The organism is Enterobacter cloacae complex sp. P2B, assembly GCF_014895985.1.
Lineage (GTDB): Bacteria > Pseudomonadota > Gammaproteobacteria > Enterobacterales > Enterobacteriaceae > Enterobacter > Enterobacter bugandensis.
On the sequence record NZ_JADBQQ010000002.1, the window covers coordinates 184542 to 200309 of the forward strand.

Annotated in this window: 12 protein-coding genes; 8 read left to right on the plus strand and 4 right to left on the minus strand. The window is 55.1% G+C overall.

All coding sequences use genetic code 11. From position 1 onward, the window contains the following. The first annotated feature begins 381 nt into the window (after positions 1 to 381). The gene (locus IM313_RS01565; protein WP_192971012.1) at positions 382 to 1929 is read left to right on the plus strand and encodes a methyl-accepting chemotaxis protein; all 1548 of its coding nucleotides are present in this window, start codon (positions 382 to 384) and stop codon (positions 1927 to 1929) included. 425 nt (positions 1930 to 2354) lie between these two features. Beyond that, the gene (locus IM313_RS01570; protein WP_136485944.1) at positions 2355 to 3560 is read left to right on the plus strand and encodes an MFS transporter; all 1206 of its coding nucleotides are present in this window, start codon (positions 2355 to 2357) and stop codon (positions 3558 to 3560) included. 19 nt (positions 3561 to 3579) lie between these two features. Here the strand turns inward: IM313_RS01570 and IM313_RS01575 are convergent, their stop codons facing one another. After that, positions 3580 to 4569: a 2-hydroxyacid dehydrogenase gene (locus IM313_RS01575; protein ID WP_028013015.1), complete on the minus strand. Its 990-nt coding sequence runs from the start codon at positions 4567 to 4569 to the stop codon at positions 3580 to 3582. A gap of 322 nt (positions 4570 to 4891) precedes the next feature. Here IM313_RS01575 and IM313_RS01580 point away from each other — a divergent pair, with 322 nt between their 5' ends. The 5 genes from IM313_RS01580 to IM313_RS01600 all read left to right on the plus strand — a co-directional run bounded on the left by IM313_RS01580 (position 4892) and on the right by IM313_RS01600 (position 9335). Next, on the plus strand, positions 4892 to 5647 hold the full coding sequence (locus tag IM313_RS01580) for a DUF4225 domain-containing protein (RefSeq protein WP_028013016.1): 756 nt from the start codon (positions 4892 to 4894) through the stop codon (positions 5645 to 5647). Between the two features lie 2 nt (positions 5648 to 5649). Beyond that, on the plus strand, positions 5650 to 5973 hold the full coding sequence (locus IM313_RS01585; RefSeq protein ID WP_045261433.1) for a hypothetical protein: 324 nt from the start codon (positions 5650 to 5652) through the stop codon (positions 5971 to 5973). Between the two features lie 215 nt (positions 5974 to 6188). Next, positions 6189 to 8828 carry a YdbH family protein gene (locus IM313_RS01590; RefSeq protein WP_192971013.1) on the plus strand — a complete coding sequence of 880 codons (2640 nt, stop codon included), beginning with the start codon at positions 6189 to 6191 and terminating at the stop codon, positions 8826 to 8828. Then, positions 8825 to 9010, plus strand: coding sequence for a YnbE family lipoprotein (locus IM313_RS01595; RefSeq protein ID WP_028013019.1), 186 nt, complete (start codon positions 8825 to 8827; stop codon positions 9008 to 9010). Before IM313_RS01590 ends, IM313_RS01595 begins: the two co-directional genes overlap by 4 nt. Before the next feature lie 7 nt (positions 9011 to 9017). Next, a complete protein-coding gene (locus IM313_RS01600) occupies positions 9018 to 9335 on the plus strand; it encodes a YdbL family protein (RefSeq protein ID WP_028013020.1) in 318 nt (105 codons plus the stop codon). On the opposite strand, the gene feaR is transcribed toward IM313_RS01600, so the two are convergent. Continuing rightward, a complete protein-coding gene (gene feaR / locus IM313_RS01605; protein WP_047368759.1) occupies positions 9336 to 10244 on the minus strand; it encodes a transcriptional regulator FeaR in 909 nt (302 codons plus the stop codon). It abuts the gene before it with no gap. 241 nt (positions 10245 to 10485) lie between these two features. Between feaR and IM313_RS01610 the strand changes: the two genes are divergently transcribed. After that, positions 10486 to 11985: an aldehyde dehydrogenase family protein gene (locus tag IM313_RS01610; protein WP_192971014.1), complete on the plus strand. Its 1500-nt coding sequence runs from the start codon at positions 10486 to 10488 to the stop codon at positions 11983 to 11985. A gap of 137 nt (positions 11986 to 12122) precedes the next feature. On the opposite strand, the gene IM313_RS01615 is transcribed toward IM313_RS01610, so the two are convergent. Both IM313_RS01615 and tynA read right to left on the minus strand, forming a co-directional pair. Next, positions 12123 to 13229 carry a GGDEF domain-containing protein gene (locus IM313_RS01615; protein WP_088205379.1) on the minus strand — a complete coding sequence of 369 codons (1107 nt, stop codon included), beginning with the start codon at positions 13227 to 13229 and terminating at the stop codon, positions 12123 to 12125. A 118-nt stretch (positions 13230 to 13347) separates the two neighbouring features. Further along, entirely contained in the window at positions 13348 to 15621 is a 2274-nt protein-coding gene (gene tynA, locus IM313_RS01620) for a primary-amine oxidase (protein ID WP_192971015.1), read from the minus strand. Positions 15622 to 15768: the final 147 nt, after the last annotated feature.

Consider the following 15768-nt stretch of genomic DNA (forward strand, 5'->3'; position numbering starts at 1 on the left):
CCCGCGCCCGGTTTTTTTTTAAGGTCTGAAAGCCCGAAAATGGTCAAAAAAAAGAGCTAAAATTTACATTTGTTAACGGTTTGAAATATATTTATATTAAATGTGCTTAAATTTAGGCGCTTTTACCAATCTCAAATTTATAATGCTCGCAAGTTTATTTAATTATTTATGCTGACTGAAGCATGGCCGTTTATTGCATATAAGAATCATCGCAAAAAGATGATTATAATATTTTTATCCCAGTCTAAAGTATTAATTTTCTCTGCCGATTAGCATGGGTGTGGTCGTGGTGGAAACCCATTTCCATTAACCACAAAAAATAAGCCGTTATTAAAATTCATCTCCAGAAGATGAACCTATGCTAATTATTAAGGAAGAGTCATGTTTAAAAATCTCAACATCGGCACCCGGCTTACCATAGCATTTGGCGCAATTGTGGTTTTAATGTCCGTCGTCTGCGGATTGCTCTATTTGAGCTTTGACAGAGTGACGGCCGTAAGCAAGCTCAACGTCCATAGCTATAAAGTGGTCGACAATCTTCGCTCCCTAACCGAAAGCCTGATCAACATGGAAACAGGTATTCGAGGTTTTGCGCTCACCGGCAACCAGGATGTGCTTGAGCCTTTCACGCAGGGTGATGAACGGTTTAAAAGCAAAGTAGAAGAAATTGCGGGGCTTACGCGTGATAATCCGTCGCAGCAGCAGAAGTTAACTTCCCTTTCCAGACTTGAAGAAGAATGGAAAAGAACCTTTGCGCTGCCGCTCATCCAGCGTCGGGAGAGCGTATCCCGCGGGGGCGAAAATATGGATGCGTTTATCAGTAACGTTGAGCGAAATACCGGAAAAGCCCAAATGGACGCCATGCGGAGCGTTATTCAGCAGGCGCTGAGTGATGAGTACGACATTATGGCTGAACGCCAGACCCGACTGGCTGAAGAACGCTTTCGAACGCGAATGATGATTGTTCTGGGGATGATTGCTGCGGTTATCACCGCGCTGCTGACGGGCATACTGCTGTCACGCAGTATTCTCCGACCGCTTAAGCAGGCCGTAAATACGGCGAATACTATCGCTGCGGGCAATCTCACCTCAGCCATACGTATTACCCGGATGGATGAAACCGGCACGCTGCTTGCGGCTCTGGACAACATGCAGACCCAGTTGAAAACCCTTGTCACTGAAATCAAAGAGGCCGCGACGTCGGTGGATCTGGCTGCCGGTGAGATCGAGCAGGGTAATATGGAGTTATCGTCTCGTACCGAGGAGCAGGCGGCGGCGTTGCAGCAGACTGCCGCCAGCATGGAACAGCTGACGATGACCGTTCGGAACAATACCGAGGTCGCGGAGCATACGGCAACGTCAGCAAGAAAGACGGAAGCACTGGCACGTGAAGGTGAGTCTGCCGTGGGCGAAATGAGCGAAACGATGCAGAATATCTCGGCTAACGCCCTGAAGATAAAGGAAATCACCAGCGTTATAGAAGGGATTGCTTTCCAGACTAATATTCTGGCGCTGAATGCGGCGGTCGAGGCTGCACGTGCCGGTGAGCATGGTCGTGGCTTCGCCGTGGTGGCGACGGAAGTCAGAAATCTCGCTCAGCGCAGCGCAACGGCGTCCAAAGAAATTGGGGCGCTGATTGAGCATGCCGTTGAGGATGTCGATAACGGTGTGTCGGTGGCATCCAGAACGGCAGAGACGATTTTGCGGGCTGCGAGCAACGTGGCTACGCTGGCAGAAACTATGGACAGTCTTTCAATGGCCTCGGTTGAGCAAATGCAGGGCATCATGCAAATCAGCGCTGCTGTCACCCAGATGGATGGCGTGACGCAGGGTAATGCGGCGCTCGTTGAGCAATCCGCAGCGGCATCGCAGGCGCTGACCGAGCAGTCCAGGGCACTGAAGCAGATGACGGAAAACTTTGCTATTTGAGCAGCAAAAGCATAATCAAAAGGTAAAGCTCCGGCGTTTTAAACGCGAATTTTAATCAAACCAGCAACGGGGACGCTAATAAAAAGGGGCGTCCCCGTGAATAATGAAGAAAATAGCCGAGCGTCAGTGACAAATTAAAAATACTGACTACGATTTCGTAAAACGAAAATTTAAAAGGAGTTTCTGATGGCGATTGCTGTGGTGACAGTTTTACTCTTCCTGTTGATGTTCCCGGCGGCTATTCACATTTTGCTACAGCTCGTTGGAGGCTGGTGTGACGAGTAGCCTCCCCGGTTAATCCGGTCTTTTGGGCCGTCATCTGATTTTCAATAAGCAGCGCTACGCTACATTTTAAATTTTATTGTACGATCGTCTGGACGCGGGTCATCGCGAAACGCGAGCCGGATAATTTACAGGCAGGAAGTATGTCTCTTCGTTCGCTGCGGGCGTTATGCCTGACAAGTTTTTTCATTGCGGATGTCCGTGATGGCCTTGGTCCTTTTCTCGGTATCTTTCTGACAGAACGCCACTGGAGCCCCGATGATATTGGCATCCTGATGACTGCCGGTGGGCTGGCGGGATTGCTGGCTACGCTCCCGGCGGGGGTAATTACTGACACTTCGCGGAACAAACGCGCCGTACTGGCGCTGCTCTGCACTTTGATCACCCTGAGCACGCTGCTGCTCTGGTTTAGCCAGCAGACCAGCGTTGTTGCCGTCTCACAAATGGTCACCGGCATCTGCGCGGCGTTTGTCGGGCCGCTCATCGCCGGGATTACGCTGGGCCTGACCGGCCAGCGCGGGTTCAGCGCGCAGATGGGCAAAAATGAGGCGTTCAATCACGGCGGTAATTTTGTCACCGCAGTGATAGCAGGCGGTATTGCCTGGTACTGGGGCGTCGGCGGGATTTTCCTGCTGATGACCTGCACGACGCTGCTGACGCTCTGCGCGCTGCTTGCCATCCGCAACGGGGACATTGATAACGATGCGGCGCGAGGGCTTTCATCCTCAGGTAGCGTTCCTGTCCCCGGCTTCGCGGTGCTGATTAAAAACCGGGCGCTGTTTGTGACCGGACTGACGCTACTGCTGTTCCATCTGGCGAATGCCGCACTGCTGCCGATGCTGAGCATGAGGGTGGCCGCGGCACCCGCCTCGATCAATCCTGGCCTGTACGCGGCAGGCACCGTCATCATCTCGCAGGCGGTGATGATCCCCGTTGCCATCTGGGTTGCAGGCCGAATAGAACGCTACGGCTACTGGCGTTTGATTATGCTGGCGCTGTTGGTTATGCCGGTGCGCGCGGCGCTGGCAGCATCGACCGACGCGCCGTTAATGATGATCCCGGTACAAATTCTCGACGGTCTCGCCGCCGGGATCCTGGGTGTCGTCGTACCGTCGTTTATTGTGGTGCTGCTGCGCGGAAGCGGGCACGTTAATGCCGGGCAGAGTGTGGTGATGCTGATGCAGGGAGTGGGGGCAGCCATGAGCCCGGCGTTAACCGGGACGATCGCCGGTCGTTACTCGTTTGCGACGGCATTCAGTGTCCTGAGCGCGATTGCGCTGGCCGCCGTCCTGCTCTGGTGGCGCGTTGCTCACCGAAGCTGGGAAACAAACGCGCCGGATGAAGCTTAGCCCCCACCCGGCGTAGCATTTAAGCCAGTTCGTTAGGGCACGGTTCACCCTTTTCTAACTGCTGAAGATTCCCCAGCGTGGTTTCCGAAATGCTGATCAGCGCTTCGGCAGTCAGAAACGCCTGGTGGCCGGTAAACAGGACGTTATGGCAGGCAGACAGACGGCGGAACACGTCGTCCTGGATCACATCGTTGGACTTGTCTTCAAAGAACAGATCGCGCTCGTTCTCATACACGTCCATCCCCAGCGCGCCAATTTTCTGAGTTTTCAGCGCTTCGATAGCAGCCTGAGAGTCAACCAGACCGCCGCGGCTGGTGTTGATGATCATCACGCCGTCTTTCATCTGGTCAAACGCCGCCTGGTTAAGCAGGTGGTAGTTTTCCGGCGTCAGCGGGCAGTGCAGGGAGATCACGTCGGACTGCGAGAATAGCGTCGGCAGGTCGACGTACTCCACGCCCAGATCCAGCGCTGCGGCGCTCGGGTACGGATCGAATGCCAGCAGACGCATGCCGAAGCCTTTCAGAATGCGCAGGGCAGCCACGCCAATTTTACCGGTGCCGATCACGCCCGCGGTTTTGCCGTACATGGTAAAGCCGGTCAGCCCTTCCAGCGAGAAGTTGGCGTCACGCGTACGCTGATAAGCGCGGTGAATTCGACGGTTGAGCGACATCATCATGCCAATCGCATGTTCTGCTACCGCTTCCGGGGAGTACGCCGGGACGCGAACCACCTTCAGACCCAGCTCTTTTGCCGCGTCGAGATCTACGTTGTTAAAGCCGGCGCAGCGCAGGGCGATATACTTCACTCCCTGCTTTTTCAACTCTTCCAGCACCGGACGACTGCCGTCATCGTTAACAAAAATGCAGACGCCTTCACAGCCGTGCGCCGTTTTGGCGGTTTTTTCGGACAGCAGAAAGTCGAAAAATTCAAGCTCAAACCCGTAAGCTTCGTTAACATGTTGCAGATACTTTTTGTCGTACTGCTTTGTGCTATATACCGCGAGTTTCATAAGACTTTCTCCAGTGATTTTGCATTCACGTTAGCATGATTAAAATTATCTTACAATTTATAAAATATTATTGAATTCAATAAGTTCTATCAATTATTCTAGAGCATATATACACCCTAACTCCATGATATTCATATCCAACGCTTTCTTAAGTGCGAGTTATACAAAAGACATGCCTGTTAGCTTCAATTTTCAGGAACGCAAGGGTTACCAAAGCCTGAAAACGTGGCTAAGCTTAGTTGTTGATATGACGTAGCTCTTTGAATGTATTAACATCAAAGGTAGTATTAGCATTATCGTTTAAAAATGACAGGGAGACCGAATGTACAACCATAATCGGGATAAAAGTCATTTCGAAGAGAAAGTAGTTGAGATTGAAAATCTCGCGCAACGTATTGCCACAAAGCATTTGCTTTATGGTACTTCAGGCATGTTTTTTGAAACTCAACAACTTGTTGATCATCTGAAACGAGAGATCGAATCGCATTGCCTGACGTGGTCAGGTGGGATTCAAATACTTGATGAACAGATTCATCATCTCAAGGATCAGGATGATTTACTTACCTTCAACAAGGCTAAGCTCTACATCGTTGTTGAAAAAAATCGGACCACAACGACGACCTTAGCCCTCAAACAAATTGGTTTCGTTGCGGGTGGGGCGCAAGTGTATGGTGGCGCTAGTTTATGCGTCGGATCGCTGGGACTGGCCTGCGCCGCATATGGTGCACCTATGATTACTCATGGGTTAAACAATATGTATGAGAATGGATACTATCTTCTTTATCGGGAAGATCGGTCAGGCACGCTAAGAGATGCTTATCGTTTCGCGGCAGCGAAGCTCGGCTATGGGAATAACGAAGCTGATATTGTTTATGGGGTTGTTGATATATCATTATCAGCCTACGGTGCTGGCAGGAGAGTTCTGGCTCCCAGAGAAAAATCATGGAGTTTGTTTCGCAACATTGAATCTGATTATATCAGAGGATGGCAGGAAGCGTCTAAAACAGCGATGGCTCTGGATTTGACCAGTGGGAGCGTCACAGGTTGGCAGATGTACCAGATAGCTAAAGAGAATTAATTATGTCGCAACAGTTTGAGTTGTCATTAACTCCCCCCATTCTACCTGCTTTATGCTATTTCATTGTTTCTATTTTAATTTTTTTCTTGTTGTACGTTGGAAAACTCAAGGTCAATAGGCTCCGTAAATATCCATTGTTCATTGCCTATACGCTGTTTGTGATAGCGATTGCAGCCATCCAGATTAATGTTTTTGCCAACGGCTATGAGTTTGTTCGCGGTTTTTTACATATCGATTTTGATCCATGGCGGTACGATTCAGTGTATTGGGGGTCGTTGATATTCGCCATGCTCTACCTATTGGCAATGCCCAGGAACAAGTATTAGTTACGCAGTGTTTTCCCGTTTTTACGTCTGAGATAATGCGTAACCCACTGAATCTAAAATGTGTTCTGTAGGTTACGCATAGCAAAAAGTTTTCTCATACTCTTTACAGCATCTATCCTTTATCTTGGGGTCAACTTCAACTCAACCGCCAAATATGCGACAATATTCGGCATTGCCGGCTTAATTCTTTCGAAAAATCAGGACATTAACTGCCCATGAAGGGTAAATACAAAGCCGCCATTGCGGTTTTACTGCTGTTGATTTTGGTGCCGCTGACGCTGCTGATGACGCTCGCCCAGTGGGTGCCGACGCTCGCCGGGATCTGGCTCCCCGTCGGGACGCGGATTGCTTTCGAAGAAAGCCCAAAACTGACTCGCCACGCGCTGGTGATCCCCGATCTTCGCTATCTGGTGGAAGACTGCGAAATTGCCCGCATCGATAACGTGACGCTGTCACATCCGAGCCGCTGGAAACTGGATATCGGCGCGCTGGATCTTAACACCGTCTGCCTGAGCAAAATTCCCCAGTCTGCACCCTCAACGGTCGCCCCCAAAACGCTGGCCCAGTGGCAGGCTGTGTTGCCCAATACCTGGCTCACCATTCACCGTCTGACGCTCTCGCCCTGGCAGCAGTGGCAGGGCGAGCTCAATGCGTCACTGACGCCCTCCAGCCAGGAGATCGCTTACCGAGGCGAACAGGTCAACATCAAAGGCACGCTTCGCGGCCAGACGCTCTCGGTCAGCCAGTTTGATGTTCAGCTCCCTGACCAGCCGCAGCCGATTAAGCTGGTGGGCGAGTTCACTTTGCCGCTGGTGCCGGACGGCGTGCCGGTGAAAGGCCACGCGGTCGCGACCTTTAACGTGCCACAGTTAACGTCTCTGGTCGATGCCGATCTCGACTGGGAAGACAATCAGGGACAGCTGGTGGTGATGGCGCGGGATAACCCCGATCCGCTTCTCGACCTGCCGTGGCAGATCACGGCGGAACAGCTGAACATCAGCGACGGGCGCTGGAACTGGGATCTTTCGGGTATGCCGCTGAGCGGGCGGGTGTCCCTTCGCGCCGACAACTGGCAGCAGGGGCTGGAGAAAGCTACCCTGACCGGACGACTGAACGTGTTGACGCAAGGCGATGCGGGTAAAGGTAACGCGGTACTGAACATTGGGCCCGGCAGGCTCAGCATGGAAAACAGCAACATGCCGCTGCATCTGAGCGGCGAGGCGAAGCAAAACGATCTCATTCTTTTCGCCAAATTGCCCGCCACACTGACCGGCAGCCTGTATGAACCGCAGCTTGCTTTTGAGCCCGGCGCGCTGCTCCGCTCGCGCGGGCGCATTATTGACTCACTCGATATCGATGAAATCCGCTGGCCGCTGGCGGGCGTGAAGCTCACCCAGAAGGGCGTGGACGGGCGTCTGCAGGCTATTCTGCGTGCCCATGAAAACGAGATGGGCGGTTTTGAACTCCACCTGGACGGTCAGGCCAACGACTTTTTACCTGATAACGGCCTGTGGCAGTGGCGCTACTGGGGAAAAGGCGGCTTTACGCCGATGCATGCCCGCTGGGATGTCGCCGGGAAAGGCGAGTGGCGCGACAACCTTATTGAACTGACGGCGCTCTCCACCGGTTTTGACAAGCTTCAGTACGGCACCATGGAGGTCAGCAAGCCGCGTCTGGTGCTGGATCGGCCTGTACGCTGGCTGCGCGATGCCGAAAAACCCGCATTCAGCGGCGCGCTGTCGCTGAATGCCGGGCAAACCCGGTTCTCCGGCGGCAGCGTATTGCCGCCCTCGGTCCTGACCTTCAGCGTCGACGGTACCGACCCGACTGTTTTTCAGTTTAAGGGCGACCTCCATGCGGACAACATCGGCCCGGTACAGGTGAACGGACGCTGGGATGGCGTGCGCCTTCGCGGGCAGGCCTGGTGGCCGAAACAGTCGCTCACCGTCTTCCAGCCGCTGGTCCCCCCGGACTGGAAAATGACGCTGCGTGACGGTGAACTCTATGCGCAGGTTGCCTTCTCGGCGGCCCCCGATCAGGGCTTTGAGGCGGGCGGACACGGCGTGCTGAAATCCGGCAGCGCCTGGATGCCGGACAACCAGATCAACGGCGTCGATTTTGTGCTGCCGTTCCGCTTCAGCGAGGGGACCTGGTCCCTGGGCACGCGCGGCCCGGTCACGTTGCGGATTGGCGAAGTGGTAAATCTGGTGACCGCGCGCAACATTACCGCGGACCTGCAGGGGAATTACCCCTGGACGGAGGACAACCCGCTGCTGCTCACCAACGTTAAGGTAGAAACGCTCGGCGGGAAGATCACCATGCAGCAACTGCGGATGCCGCAGCACGATCCGGCCCTGCTGCGCGTGGACAATATCTCCTCAAGCGAGCTGATCAGCGCCGTCAACCCGAAGCAGTTTACCCTGTCGGGCCCAGTGAGCGGGGCGCTGCCGTTCTGGCTGGACAATGAAAAATGGATCATTAAAGATGGCTGGCTGACCAACCCGGGGCCAATGACGCTGCGCATCGACAAAGATACGGCAGACGCCATCGTGAAGGATAATATGGTCGCGGGCGCAGCGATTAACTGGCTCCGCTACATGGAAATTTCGCAGTCGTGGACGAGAATCAATTTAGATAACCTGGGTGAATTAACCATGCAGGCGACCATCAAGGGGACCAGCCGCGTGGACGGCAAAAGCAGCTCCGTCAATCTGAACTACACCCATGACGAGAATGTCTTTACCCTGTGGCGCAGCCTGCGTTTTGGCGACAACCTGCAAACCTGGTTTGAGCAACACGCGGCGATTCCCGGTCTCCGCAGTTCGACTGGCAAGGAAAGTGAGGAACAACAATGAAAAAGATGGCTGGTGCGCTCACCGTTGCCGCGCTACTGACCGGCTGTACGCCGCGCATTGAAGTCGCTGCGCCAAAGGAGCCGATTACCATCAATATGAATGTCAAAATCGAACACGAGATCCACATCAAGGTCGATAAAGACGTTGAAGCCCTGCTGAAATCGCGCAGCGATCTGTTCTGAGGATGCCATGAAACGATTAGCGTTGATTTTACTGGCCCTGAGTATAAACGTGCAGGCGGCTGCGCTGACCTTAAACGATGCCCGCGCGCAGGGGCGCGTGGGGGAAACCCTGAGCGGCTATCTTGCTCCGATCCAACAGGATGCCGAAACGCTGGAGCTGGTGAATCGCATTAACGCAGCGCGCACGGAGAGCTATCAGAAGCTGGCCGACAGCAATAATTTGCCGGTTGATGAAGTGGCGAAAATGGCGGGGCAAAAGCTGGTGGCCCGCGCGCAGCCGGGCGAGTACGTGAAGGGCATTAACGGTAAGTGGCTGAAAAAATAGCTAACGGTAGCGCTTGCGGTATTCACCCGGCGAGACGCCAAAACGCTGCTTAAAGGCCGTTGAAAAGTGGCTATGGTCGGTGAATCCCCAGCTGTAGCCAATGCCCGCCAGCTTTTCATCGTCGCCGGTTGACTGCAATTCCTGAGCGCAGAGATCCAGACGACGGTTTTTAATGTACTGCGCCACCACCAGCCCCTTCTCGGCAAACATGCGGTAGAGGCTGCGCACGGACATTCCGCTCTCAGCGGCAATCCATTCCGGACGCAGCGATTCAGACTGAATATGGTTGTCAATCAGCGCCACAACGTGCTGGAACTGGCGCTCCTTGCGCGGCTGAATCACGTCGCGCTGCTGGAACGCGGGGCGCAGCAGGCAGACCATCGCCTCAAGCGCCGCTTCACTCTCCCGGTCACTCAGGTCGCGGTTGTTCATACTTTCCATCAGCAGGCGATGGCTCAGCTGTACCGTGGGTAAGGTGCGGGAAAGGGCGAGCGCGCAGCTTATCTCCTGAAAGCGGCACTGCTGCTCGATAATCTGACGGGGAACCAGCAGCGAAATCTGGCGGGACTTTTCCTGCCAGTTGATCGAGCACGGGCGTGAGGCATCAATCAGCGTAATATCACCGGTTCTGAGTACCGCGCGATGGTCATCCTGCTCAATTTCCGCACTCCCTTCGAGCTGAAACACGGTATAGAACCAGGCATCGTTACTCTGCTTAATCTCATGACGGGAGCGGAACAGGTTAACGCCGCCTGCGGTGACGGTACTGAGCTTCAGGCTGCGCGCATAGCTGGTCTCCAGCTCGCCGTAGAACTTTCCCTCGGTGGGCTGCGCGTTAAAACGCCCGCAAACCTGGTTAATCTGCGCCAGCCACTGCTGATACTGTTCCTGCTCGCTTGCACACGCCATCGTTTCTCTCGCTGCACCGTCAACGTTTTCGCATTGTTGCATTTGTGTTGCATTTTGTCAGAGCTATGAGGCTGACTATAGGAAAGAACACTCACCGGTAACAGCGATATAAGCGGCGATTATCGCGATTTGCGGCACCTGTCACAGGTGGCAAAGCGAATGTCACAGAGACAAAAGCGAGAATGCAAAACCCCACATAGACTGGATGAACACCCTGCGAAGAATAACGAAGGAGTATCCTATGTCTGAATCACTGGTGGCTATTCAGCCTGCCGTGCAGCAATTTTTAGACCGACAACATGGCCTGTGGATTGAAGGGCGTCAGGCCGCGTCGGACAGTGAAAAGCGGCTGAACGTCTACAACCCGGCCACGGGCGAGGTGATTGCCTCGACCGCCGATGCCAGCGTCGATGACGTTGACCGGGCCGTTATGTCCGGCTGGCGCGCGTTTGTCGCCCGTAGCTGGGCCGGAAAATTACCGGCGGAGCGCGAGCGGATCCTGCTCCATTTCGCCGATCTGGTGGAACAGCACGGCGAGGAGCTGGCCCAGCTTGAAACGCTGGAGCAGGGCAAATCAATTAACATCTCCCGGGCTTTTGAAGTGGGCTGCACCCTCAACTGGATGCGCTATACCGCCGGGCTGACCACCAAAATTGCGGGCAAAACACTCGATCTTTCCATCCCGCTGCCGCAGGGTGCGCGCTACCAGGCGTGGACGCGTAAGGAGCCGGTTGGTGTGGTGGCCGGGATTGTGCCCTGGAACTTCCCGCTGATGATCGGGATGTGGAAAGTGATGCCAGCGCTGGCCGCGGGCTGCTCTATCGTCATTAAGCCGTCTGAAACCACGCCGCTAACCATGCTGCGCGTGGCGGAGCTGGCCAGCGAAGCGGGCATCCCTGACGGGGTGTTCAACGTGGTAACCGGGAGCGGCGCGGTGTGTGGCGCAGCGCTGACCTCGCACCCGCATATTGCAAAGGTGAGCTTTACCGGCTCGACGGCAACGGGTAAGCAAATTGCCCGCGCGGCGGCGGACACGCTAACCGGAGTGACCCTGGAGCTGGGCGGGAAAAACCCGGCAATTGTACTCAAGGATGCGGACCCGGCGTGGGTGATCGAAGGACTGATGACCGGCAGCTTCCTGAACCAGGGGCAGGTGTGCGCGGCGAGCTCGCGCATCTACATTGAAGCGCCGCTGTTTGACACGCTGGTGAGCGGGTTCGAACAGGCGGTGAAATCCCTGAGCGTCGGGCCGGGCATGTCGCCGGAGGCGTTTATCAACCCGCTGGTGTCGCGCGCCCACTGCGATAAGGTGCAGACCTTCCTCGACGAGGCGACGTCGCGCAATGCGGAGCTGATCGTCGGTAATCGCGGCCCGGAGGGCAAAGGCTATTACGTGTCGCCTACGCTGGTGGTGAACCCGGATGCCGCGCTGCGGTTAACCCGAGAAGAGGTGTTTGGTCCGGTGGTCAACCTGGTGCGGGTATCCGACGGAGAAGAGGCGCTCCAGCTGGCAAACGACACCGAATATGGCCTGACGGCCAGCGTCTGGACGCAGAATATCAGCAAGGCGCTGGAGTACACCGACCGGCTGCAGGCGGGTACCGTGTGGGTGAACAGCCATACGCTGATTGACGCCAACCTGCCGTTCGGCGGGATGAAGCAGTCCGGTACAGGACGTGATTTTGGCCCGGACTGGCTGGACGGCTGGTGCGAAACCAAGTCGGTTTGCGTGCGCTACTAGTAAAAGCAAAAGGCAACAGGGAGGTTGCCTTTTTAGTGTTTGTTCCCTCTCCCGTGGGAGAGGGGCAGGGTGAGGGCATCAGGCCGCACCCGGCGAATTTTTGTAGGTCGGGTAAAGCGTCGCATCCACCCGACATGTTATAAAGACCACCGATCCCGCCCGGCCTCTTTCGCCCGGTACAGCGCCGCATCGGCGCGGGCAATAATCTCGGTACCCGCAAGCCCCTCGACCATGCCCGCAATCCCCATACTCACGGTGACACGATCGCTGACGGATGACGCGCTGTGCGGTATCGACTCCGCGCGCAGGCCGTCCTGAATGCGTACCGCAACTTTTTCCGCGATATTTTCCGGGCAGTTAAACAGGATCACCACAAACTCCTCGCCGCCGTAACGTGACACCACATCGTCGGGCGTTCGCACTGACTGCTTCAGCACCCGCGCCACGCGCGTCAGACAGTCGTCACCCGCCTGGTGACCGTAGGTGTCGTTGTAGCGTTTGAAATAGTCAATATCCAGCATAATCAGCGAGAACGGTTTCTTCTGCTCAACCGCGTTCTCCAGCACCACTTCCATCTTCCGGCGGTTGGCGGTTGTGGTTAACGGATCCTGATGCGCCAGCGCATCCAGTCGTGAGATCAGCAGCTGGTTTTGCTGGTTACGTCGCCAGGCCTCGTCAAACCAGCTTAAGAGGATGAATCGCCCGCAGATCAGGATCAGCGAAAAGACGCTCCAGATGATAACGAAGTGAAGATTAAGGCCATCATTCAGTGCCCAGCTTGCAATCGGCAGGGTTATCCAGAGCGGGAGCACGAAGGCGAGCAACCCCACAGGGTAAAAGTAGAGGGCCGTTAACCCAGCGAGTAATAAAATAACGCACAGCGGCCAGACGTGGGGCAGCAGTAAATCGGTGATAAACCAGAAGCATGATATCGACCAGATAGCACTACAGATACACAGCACTACGCTGATACCGGCGATGCGCCGCCAGCCCATAAGGATCAGTGCAGCCGAGAGGATAATAATGCCGAGCATCGAAGCGTCGACCATTTTCATCATATGCGGCAAGTGGGGATAAAGGGGATCGCTGGCGTTAAGCAGAACATGGCGCAGCAGAATCATCACGGCGAAGCTGATGTTGACGAAAGCCAGCCAGGGCAGGTTCATCGCCAGCCCGTGCATGACCATGGCGTGGCGCGTCGGCCAGGTTGCTCGTTCCAGCGTCGGTTTTTTTCTTTTTTCCATAAAGCCCTTTCCCGTCCGGGGGAAAAATCATGCAGGTGATATATCAGTAACTATAAGCAAGCGAGGGCGATCATCAAACGTCAGGGTAAAAAAAACCGGGCAATTGCCCGGCGGGTGGTTATTTTTCGTCTTTTTTCTTCCCGAGCGTCGGCGTCTCGTCGAAGAAGTTCCACGGTTTAAGCAGGGTATGCACCCATTCCGTCGGCATGATCGGCCACTCTTCCGCGCGTGCGACGTGGGTGGTGCCGGTGGTCATCCACACCACGTCGTCCTGGTCGTTGAGCGACTCGTTATCCTTGCTGTACTGGCCCAGACCCGTATCGTGGATGGAGCGGTTCGGGAATTTCCCTTCCGGATACAGCTCGTCCGGGTGGTAACGCGTCACCCACAGCTGTTTATCCATAAAGCTCAGACGATGGTAGATCCACTCGTCCGGCGCAAATTTCGCGCCTGTCGCCACCGGATGGGTACCGCCCGCGTAAGGGATAATCTGGTACGAGACCGGGTTGCCCATGCGGTTCTCCTTGCTGGTGTTGCTCAGCAGTCGGATGGTGCCCGGGTCAAACTTCTGTGCCGCCTGCTGTTCGGTATCAATGTCATACTGGTTCACCTGCATGGTGCTGGTGCGCGGGCCGCCGGCGGTATTCGGCTTCACTTCCGGGTCCATCGCCACCAGCTTGTTGTTGATGCCGTCCACGTCCATATCAAGACGGAAGTTATAGATGTGCTGGTGCGTGGTGCCCACGATATTATGATCGATCAGCGTGCCGTACTTTGTGTCGTCTTTGGCGGTGGCATCATGCATGGTTTTTGCCTGAACGCCTTTCACCGCCTCGATACCCGTAGCACCGGCGTCAATGCCGATAGTGCCGTTTTCGTGGAACACCCAGTCGAAGATGTAATCGTAGTTGCCCACGGTACTCACCCAGCGCACCACCAGCTCGCGGCGTTCGGCGCTGACGTTCGGCTTGCCCATCTCCTGATGTTTATATTCTGGCCCCGCGTAGCGTTCGAAAATGGCGATCGCGCGCGGGATCTCCATCGGCGTGCCGGTGTAGTCCGGGATGGTTTCGTTGAGCATCACGGCGTTGGACGGCACGTCTTTACCGCGCACCAGCGGCGAGGTCAGGGTGCCCATGCCGTAGTCGCCGGAGTCGAGATAGGCCTTGAAGTACCAGCCCACGTCCGGATCGCCGTAAGGGACAATCATGCCGCCGAGCGATCCCTGATACATCACCTGACGCTTTTTCCCGTTGTCGTTGTAAGTGACGGTCGAAATCATCGGGCCGACGCGGGAATCCAGGCTCAGGTGGAAATCCCAGTTCTGCCAGTGCACCATGTCGCCGGTAATGGTGTAGTTCTTGCCTTCCGGCTCAATGATGTCGAGCGGCTTTTTCGGCGTCTCGACACGGTCGCGGCCGTCATAGGGGCGCGGAGTCATCGGAACCGGCACAACGGCACCTTCTTCGATCTTCTGAATTTTTTTCTGCTCAAGATCGACCACGGCCACGAGGTTCTCGATCGGGTGGGCCCAGTAGTTGCCGTCGCCGACGTCCAGATAGCTCACCACCTTAAGCAGGCGGTCTTCCTGCTTCAGGCCGTCTTTACCGTCGAAGTAGCCGACGGTAAGCGGCGTGGTGATCACTTTTTTCGGGTCGGTGATGCCGTGTTTTTTAAGCACCTCGGCAAACTCCGGGCTCTCGTTAATGATCTGCTGAACCGCGGTGAAATCATCCAGCAGCACCATGCCGTGCGCGTCCTTCACCGGCTCCCAGCGCAGGATTTTTTTATCCTTCAGGTCCACTACGCTTTCGATAACGTGCTTGCCGTCGAGCATGACGATCTTCGCCTGGCGAGGGGCGTCCACTGCCGTACCGTTGAGCACAAAGTCCCACACTTTGGCTTTCTCTGGTTGCGCAAGGGCGATCTGGGTAAAGCGGGTATTGGGTTTAAAATCCGCCGAGGCTTTCACAATCCCGACAGCCTGCTTAATTTCGTCCGCCGTGAGCGCGTTTAGCGGGTGAGGACGTTTTTCAACCTGGAAGGTCTGGTCAAGACCAGACTGGAAAACATCGTTGATGAAGGTCTCTGAGATAAAGGCTTTTTTGTCCTTCATCACTACCGGCACTTCAAGATTGAGGGGGTGACCGTTGACGATGGCCGTCTTTGCGCCCGGTTTGACCTTCACGAAGGCGCCGTCTTTCGCAATGGTGAACATCTGTGCGTAATCATCCCACTGAACGTCCGCGCCAAAATCCTGCAGTGTTTTGTCCATCGGGACCATATGCGCCTCGCTGCCGTGGGCGAATGCAGGGGATTGCCAGGCGCAACACAGCGCAACGGCCATGGCCAGTGCCGTTCTACGGGCAGAAAAAGAAGAATTGCTTCCCATCGTAGACCTCATCTTGTTGTGTTTTTAGGGTTTATTGTGTTGTGACAGCCTTATCCTGACAGGCGCCTGAGAAAAGCGTTTGCCTGCATCTGCCAGGTTATTTGTTGGTCTTGCCAGGTTAAAAAAGGCGCTGAGATAAATCACAGG